Source organism: Phenylobacterium sp. (assembly GCF_035276905.1).
Taxonomy (GTDB): Bacteria; Pseudomonadota; Alphaproteobacteria; order Caulobacterales; family Caulobacteraceae; genus Phenylobacterium.
This window is the reverse complement of the sequence record NZ_DATELG010000057.1, coordinates 1-5,971: the sequence shown is the minus strand read 5'-3', so window position 1 is coordinate 5,971 and position 5,971 is coordinate 1. Positions and strand designations below refer to the sequence as shown.

The 5,971-nt window shown below is 63.7% G+C and carries 4 protein-coding genes; 1 reads left to right on the top strand and 3 read right to left on the bottom strand.

Translation table 11 applies throughout. The features are described from left to right. Positions 1-438 precede the first annotated feature (438 nt). Positions 439-1,026: an iron-sulfur cluster-binding domain-containing protein gene (locus VJS38_RS02325; RefSeq protein ID WP_324086539.1), complete on the top strand. Its 588-nt coding sequence runs from the start codon at positions 439-441 to the stop codon at positions 1,024-1,026. A gap of 46 nt (positions 1,027-1,072) precedes the next feature. On the opposite strand, the gene VJS38_RS02320 is transcribed toward VJS38_RS02325, so the two are convergent. The 3 genes from VJS38_RS02320 to VJS38_RS02310 all read right to left on the bottom strand — a co-directional run. Further along, positions 1,073-2,263 (bottom strand): alpha-hydroxy-acid oxidizing protein, encoded by a 1,191-nt coding sequence (locus tag VJS38_RS02320; protein WP_324086538.1) that lies wholly within the window; start codon positions 2,261-2,263, stop codon positions 1,073-1,075. A 35-nt stretch (positions 2,264-2,298) separates the two neighbouring features. Then, positions 2,299-3,855: a benzoylformate decarboxylase gene (gene mdlC / locus VJS38_RS02315; protein WP_324086537.1), complete on the bottom strand. Its 1,557-nt coding sequence runs from the start codon at positions 3,853-3,855 to the stop codon at positions 2,299-2,301. Between the two features lie 306 nt (positions 3,856-4,161). Further along, positions 4,162-5,971, bottom strand: a 1,810-nt coding sequence (locus tag VJS38_RS02310) for a TonB-dependent receptor (RefSeq protein ID WP_324086536.1), incomplete at its 5' end; no start/stop codon positions are given.

The window sequence follows — 5,971 nt, the reverse complement described above, 5'->3', positions numbered from 1 at the left end:
CGGCCCGATCCGCAAGGGCCAGATCATCGTGCCGAGAGACTTGGCGCGCCAGTCCTGCCAATCGCATTGATGAGGCCGCTGCCGAGCGCATTCCATGCCATGGGCGCCCGTGGCCTGACGGGTCGGTAAGCCGGCGAAGCTGCTCGGTCTCCTCGGCCCGCCCCTTCACGGTGGTCGCCAGGGCCCGGGCCCACCGGAGCAGCTCTTCGTGGCTGGGCTGCGCGCGCCGGAGGACGGACCTGGGCGCCTGAACGATATCGGCGGTCAATGTAGGTCCTCCACGTCTTGCAGCCCATCGCCAGATAGAAGGCATCGTAGGCTTCGATGGAACTGCCCCATTTTCAACAGGTCCTGACTTGTGCTAGGCCAAAGTTAGACAAACGTACAGTTTCATGTTTCGGAACCTGTGGAGGAAGCCGGGCAGCGACCAAGCCGCTGATGACCGTGGCCGCCATCGGCGCCGACTTCGAGATGCACTACGGCGCCCGCTCCAGGAGCCGCTGCGCCTTCCACGACCGCATCCAGGCCTCGACCATCGCCGACAAGGTTCACTTCCATTTCGACGATGGCGACGACGCCCAGAAGTTGGACATCGACGCCGCACCGGGCCAGCCGGCCCCCGGGACCTACGCCTATGTCTGCGGTCCCACCGCCTACATCGACTTCGTGCTGAGCGCGGCGGCGGCCAAGGGCTACACCGACAAGCAGGTCCACCGCGAATACTTCACCGCCGACGCCACCCAGATGCTTGCCGAGGGCGGGCCCTTCCAGGTGAAGCTCGCCTCCACAGGCCAAGTGTTCGACATTGCGGCCGACCGCACGGGAATCGCCATGCTGAGGGACAACGGCGTGGACCTGTCGACCTCCTGCGAGCAAAGCGTCTGCGGCGCCTGCCTGACGCGACTGCTCGAGGGAACGCCGGATCACCGCGACTGCTACCTGACAGAGGCGGAGCGCAAAGCCAACGACCAGTTTTTCCCCTGCTGCTCGCGGTCCAAGAGCCGGCGTCTGGTGCTCGACCTCTGACGGCCGTGTGCACGGGCGGAGGGACCGGACACGCGCGCGGCCGCCATCACCGCGCTGCAGGTGCGGATCCGGCGTCGTCCACGAGCAGACCGCGATCCGCATCCCGGACACGCGCGCATCCGGTCAACGCAAGTCGCCCGTCAAGTTGCGTTCGCAACAAGGACAACATATGGGTGACGCCTGCCTCGCCCGCGGCCGCCAAGGCATAGAGAAGCGGGCGCCCCACCAGCACGCCATGGGCTCCTAAGGCAAGCGCCTTGAGTATGTCTCCTCCGTCGCGGACGCCGCTGTCCAGCAACACGACGCCGCCGGCCGGTGGAGCAGACGACCGCAGCTGGTCGAGCGGCGCCGGCGCCTCGTCCAGTTGCCGCCCGCCGTGGTTGGACAGAATGACGCCGTCTATCCCGGCTTCATGGCAGCGCTGGACGTCTTCGGCTCGCAACAGCCCCTTGACGATCAGCGTGCCCTTCCACTGGTCCCGGAGACGCCTCAGGGCATGCCAGTCAAAGCCAGGGTCAAGTTCGCGACGCATCAGACGCATCTGCGCTTCAATGTCGAGCGCTTGTCCTGCGAAATGGACGGCCTTGGGAAAACCGTGCATGACCTGACGCAGCAACCAGCGCGGATGCGCGGCTACGCTGGCGGCCAGCCTCGGCGACAAGCGTAGCGGCAGCGCAAAGCCGTTGCGCGCGTCGCGCCGCCTGTCGCCGTTCACCACGACATCGACGGTGAGGACCAGCGTCGACACGCCGGCGTCGGCGGCTCGCTTCACCAGGGCGTTCGTGCAGCGCTGCTCCAGCACATAGAGCTGGAACCAAAGGTCGCCGCCGGCCATCTCCCGAGAGGCCTCTTCGATGCTGCTGGTCGAGGCGGTGGACAGGCAAAAGGGAATGCCCGCATCCCGCGCGCAGCGAGCAAGGATGAGGTCGCCCTGAGGTCGGACCAGGCCGGTCAGGCCCATGGGAGCGATGGCGAAAGGGCTGTTCCAGCGCCGCCCGAATGGCGCGACGCTTTGGTCCCGTTCGGATACGGCCTGCAGAGCGCGGGGCAGCAGCAACGTCCGTGCGAAAGCGTCGATATTTCTGGCCATGGCGCGTTCATCGCCCGCGCCGCCGTCCACAAAGTCGAAGACCATGCGCGGCAGGGCCCGCTTCGCCGCCTGCCGGAAGTCCTCATGGCTCAGGCAGCGTTCGGCGAGCCGATGCTCGCGCGCGGAAATGTTGGACGATGACCTCAACGGACTATCCTGTTGTCCTGCGCCAAGACACGGCGTCAATCCACGAGAACCTCAACCAAAGTAGGCTTGGCGGCGGAAAAAGACGCCGAGATCGCACTGTCTAGATCGCACGCACGGGTAATCAACACCGAATCCAGGCCCTGGCCACGCGCCAGCGACACGAAATCCATGTCGGGCAAATGGGTCCCTTCCACCGATTGCAGACCAAAATGGCGTCCGAATTCCAGCAGCGCCTGATAACGGCAATTCTTGATGATGATGAAGCTTATCGGCAGGCCGAGTTGCGCTGCCGACCATAGTCCCTGGATGGCGTACATGCTCGATCCGTCGCCCAGCACTGCAATAACCTTGGCGTCTGGCCGGGCCAGGGCCACGCCGATGGCGGCGGGCAGTCCATGGCCCAGTCCGCCGCTGGCGCAGGTGTAGAAGCCGTCGCGGTCATGGATCGGCAAATAGTCGTGCATCGCCGCACGACTGGACGGGGCCTCCTCGACAATGACCGATCCGCTTGGCCGCAAGCGGGCGATCTGCTGCATCAGATAGGCGTCGGACAGGATGCGACCGTCCAGTGGCGGCGGGGGCGCGCGCGGCGGCCGTGGCGGCCGTCGTACCGGCTCGGGTCCCGCCAGCAGCGAACGGACCGCGTGCCGCGCGTTGGCGATGACGGCGATGCCGGTCGGGGACCAGGCGGCCTGGGCATGGTTATCCACGATCTGGATCACCTTCGCGCCGTCGGGGACATGCGGCCCGAACCCCTCAACATGATAAAGCGACAGGGGGCCGCCGATGACGAGGATCAGGTCATGACCGTCCAGGTCCTGGACAATGGCTTCTCGGGACGCTCTCAAAAAGCCGGCGAACAGCCCATGCTGCTCGGGAAAGACGTTGCGGGCGGCCAGAGGCGCCGCCCAGACTGCGGCCTGGTGCCGCTCCGCCAACGTGATCATATCGGACCAGGCGTCGTCGCGCGCGATACCCGCGCCCAGAACGAAAGCCGGGTTCCGGGCGAAGGCGAGCGCTTCCGCCGCATCGGCCAGTTGGAGCGGATCTCCCGGATTAAGGGCGACGACGCGCCGGATTTCCGGCGGCTCGCAGGACTGATCCCAATCGTCGACCGGCACCGAGACGAACGTCGGTCCGCAAGGCTGCTCCATCGCCACGTGATAGGCGCGCGCTATGGCCGCAGGAACGTCCTGGGCCCGTGCGGGCTCACAAGCCCATTTCACAAACGGCCGGGGAAATTCCGTGGACCGGTCCGCGAAGAGATAGGGCTCGTAAGGCAATATGGACCGCGCCTGTTGTCCTGCGGTGACGACCAGCGGTGTCTGGTTCTTATAGGCGGTGAACAGGTTGCCCAGCGCGTGGCCCACGCCGGCGGACGAATGAAGATTGACGAAGGCGGCGTTTCGCGTCGCCTGAGCATAGCCGTCGGCCATTCCCACCACGACCGATTCCTGCAATCCGAGATGATAATGGAAGTCGGCCGGGAAATCGCGGAACAGCGGCAATTCGGTGGAACCTGGATTGCCGAATATCCTGTTCATCCCGAAGGCGCGAAGCAAGCCTATGGTGGCATCTCTTACAGTCGCCATTTCAACCCTTTCGCTGGCTCGCCCTGCTTAACGAGCGGCGACGACGGGACCATTCGAAAAAATCGCCCAAGTGATGCCGGTTTCGCATGAGCGACAGTTCTCGCGTAAACCGAGCCGAAAATATTGTGGGATTAGCCGGATAATATGGTGGCGATGTCACCGGGCGACCGGCCCGCGCCGGGCTTCGCGCTCCGTCTGCACGTCAAGCCGATGCCGCTTGGCTGCTCCTGGCTCAGGCGCCGGCGGTCGCCTGATGGTGATGCGAAGGCCCGCCTGCCCAGCAGGCAAGCGGGCCCGTGCAGCGGCTCAGTAACGGAAGTTGAAGGACAAGCCGTAGGTCGCCGGCATGCCCGCATAGCGCACGGCGGCGTCCGACCCGCGCGTTGCGGCGGTCCAATAGTAGACATTCGTCACGTTGCGGCCCCAGAGGCTGGCGGTCCACCTGTCATTCGGGCCGGATATGCCCGCACGAAGGTCGAGCAACGCGTAACCGCGGAGGCGGAAAAGCTCAGGCTGGCCGACGCTGCCGTTGGTGGGGGTTTGGTAGCTGACATTGCCCCCCACGAATGCCGTAAGATCGTTGTTCAAGCCCCAGCGATATTCAGCATCGGTATTGCCGGACCATTTGGGGGTGTAGGGGAAAGGTTGGCCGCCGAAGTCCACCGTCGTCGACGCCGAGGTGCCGTTGATGAAGGAGCCCTCGATCTCGGACTTCGTCAATGTTATCGACGGGGAAATTGTCAGCCCTTCGATCGGATGCCAGTTGGCGCTCAGCTCGAACCCGACCACGTGGGATTTCGGGATGTTGACCAATGTCTCAAGCGTCCCGATCGGCGGTATTTCCGTAACGCCGCGGACCTGTTTGTTTGTGTAGTCATAGTAGAACGCGGCGCCGTTGAGCTGAAGCCTTCTATCAAACAAATGAGACTTGAAGCCGACTTCATAGGCCAGCAGGCTTTCCTGGGTCACCGGCCGGACCTGTTCGGGAAGCAATACGGTCAGGTTCGGGAAGCTGCCGGCCTTGTAGCCCTTGCTGACGTTGGCGTACAACAGGGTTCCGGTCTGAGGCTCATAGTTGACGCCGACCCGCCAGGATACGTTGTGCTGATTGAGACTGTCGCTGATCAGTCCAAACTCACCGCTGCTGTTGGTCGATATGCAGCCGCCGGGAACCGCGGGATTGGCCCGCGGGAAAATGGCGTTCACCGTCGTGGAAAATGTGCCGTCGCCGGGGTCGAGGCTGCAGCCGAGATAGGAGCGATCCGCCTTCGTATAGCGAAGGCCGCCGAGCAGTTTGACGTGCTGCACGATTTCATAATCGACATTCACATAGCCGGCGTAAGTCTTCATCTTTTGCGTGTTGCGGTTGACAACGCCGCTGGCGATCACGCGCTGGCTCGAACGCGTTATCGATATGTCGGTATTGTCGAATACGTCATCATGCTGGTAGTTGGCGCCGACCAGCCAGTTGCCTCGATCGGCGATCTTTCCGGCCAGCCGCAATTCTTCGAAGAAGGTTTCGATGTGACCGCTATTTTCCAGATAGAACAGGTCGAAAGGCGTGCCATCCACATCGACAGGCTGGAAGCGCTTATAATTCTGGTAGGAGGACAGAGCCGTCAGGGTAATGTCGCTGTTCAGAGCGTAATCGACGCGCAGCGCCGCCTGACCTGACCGATTGTTGTTGCGGAACGATCGGTCAGGGTCCCAATCGGCGGCGCGGGCCTCGTGCGGGGCCAGCGGGAATGCGACGAATTCGGGCGCCAGCAGCGCCGGAACCCCCAGTGCGGAGATCTTGCCGATCAGTTGCGGCGCCTGCGTGTCCGAGCGATCGCGCCACGCATTGAGGTTCAGCTCAAATTTAAGGCTGTCCGTCGGCCGCCAATCGAGCAGCAACCGACCGAACAGCTGGTTTTGCGAGCCGTTCGTGTCCGGTCGGCTGTAACTCTTTTGCCAGTCGTTCGATTGGAGCGAGCGAACGGCCAGGCGCGCGTTCAGCGTGCTGGTCAGCGGGCCGCTGACAAAGCCGGAAAGATCGGCGGTGTTGAACCGCCCATAGCTCACTCGGCCGCCGTAGCTCAGACTGTCGGTCGGCTTGGCGGCGATGTAATTTATC

Coding starts and splice junctions, on each gene's coding strand:
- VJS38_RS02325 (WP_324086539.1), top strand. CDS start 439: ATGACCGTGGCCGCCATCGGCGCCGACTTCGAGATGCACTACGGCGCC.
- mdlC (WP_324086537.1), bottom strand. CDS start 3,855: ATGGCGACTGTAAGAGATGCCACCATAGGCTTGCTTCGCGCCTTCGGG.